The sequence below is a fragment of the Synechococcus sp. R55.7 genome (assembly GCF_047461955.1).
GTDB lineage: Bacteria > Cyanobacteriota > Cyanobacteriia > Thermostichales > Thermostichaceae > Thermostichus.
In genome coordinates this window covers 1-1,285 of record NZ_JANSIC010000353.1, presented here as the reverse complement: position 1 = coordinate 1,285, position 1,285 = coordinate 1, and the positions used below count along the sequence as shown (strand labels likewise).

General features: G+C 56.0%; 2 protein-coding genes. Both read right to left on the bottom strand.

Annotation, left to right across the window (positions count from 1 at the left end; genetic code table 11):
* Positions 1-2 precede the first annotated feature (2 nt).
* On the bottom strand, positions 3-440 hold the full coding sequence (locus tag NW820_RS12425) for a peroxiredoxin (protein ID WP_011432689.1): 438 nt from the start codon (positions 438-440) through the stop codon (positions 3-5).
* 70 nt (positions 441-510) lie between these two features.
* Positions 511-1,128, bottom strand: coding sequence for an HD domain-containing protein (locus NW820_RS12420; RefSeq protein WP_011432688.1), 618 nt, complete (start codon positions 1,126-1,128; stop codon positions 511-513).
* Positions 1,129-1,285 lie beyond the last annotated feature (157 nt).

The following is a 1,285-nucleotide window of genomic DNA, read 5'->3' as shown; positions in this document are numbered from 1 at the left end:
TTCTACAAACCCAAATCCGCCAAAATATCGCGGGCATGGGTTTCGGTATTGATGTTCTGGTAGACCTTGGCAATTTTGCCCTCGCCATCAATGACGTAGGTCACCCGCTTGGCATAGCCGCCCCCATCCACATCGTAGGCGCGGGTAATCACCCCACTGCTATCCACCAGTAGGGGGAAAGGCAAGTTGTACTTTTCGGTGAACTTTTGGTGAGAAGCTTGGTCGTCCATGCTCACCCCCAGCACCACCACGTCCTTGCTTTGGTAGTCGGCGTAGGCGTCGCGGAATCCACAGGCTTCTTTGGTACAGCCGGGGGTGTCGTCTTTGGGGTAAAAATAGAGGACAACGGTTTTGCCGGCAAAATCAGCCAGCGAAACCTGGTTGCCTTGGGTGTCAGTGGTGTTGAACCCAGGAGCAGGGGTGCCAACAGCGAGAACCATAGGTGCGTGACCCAAAAAGTGTGATGAATAGGGCTGCCCTCAGCATTTTCTTCAGCCCTGCTTGTCTCTGTCAAGGCATTACCGCTCCAGCTTGGCATTGCAACTCAGCCACCAGCTCTTGAAGCTCCGCCGATAGATTGCCGGGCAGCCGTCGCCTCAGAATCTCTGCCAACGATCGATAATACCACAGGGATCCCTCTTTTCCGGCGGAAAACCGCTGCCAGAGTTCATCCCCCAGTTGGCGAAAATCCCGCAAGATGCAGCGGGCGTTGTGCAGCTTGTCAGAGGCGGCCACCAACAAAACCGAGGCATTTGCCGTTTCCAGGTGCTTCAGGTAGGCGGTTTTGCGCTCTTTCCAGTTTTCTTTGGGCTCGCCTCGGGAGCCATCGCTTTCGGTATCCGTACATCCCAGGATGATCTGCAGCACCCGTTCTCCAAAGTGCTCCCGGATCTGTTGCTCAATCTGGGCCCGGGGCTCGCCTGTGTTGTGGGGGCCGTCCTCTAGGCTGTCGTGGAGCAGAGCGGCAATCGCTTCATCTTCATCCGCCCCATGCTCCAGGGCGATGGCTGCTACGGCCAACAGATGGCTGAGGTAAGGGATCCCGGTTCCCTTGCGGGTTTGAGAAGCATGCCAGCGATGGGCATAGTGCATTGCCTGCACAAACCGCTGTGTGAGTTGCGTTGACATCTGGACTCTCCAATTGGGGTTAAGTTGACTGCTGGGGCAAGGTTGATCCAAGCGAGTCTCAGGCGTTGAGACTGCAAATCAGAAAATGGGATGAGCACTTCTGATCACTTCAAACAAGGTTAAGACGCTGTGCCGCCTACCCTCACCCCCAGCCCCT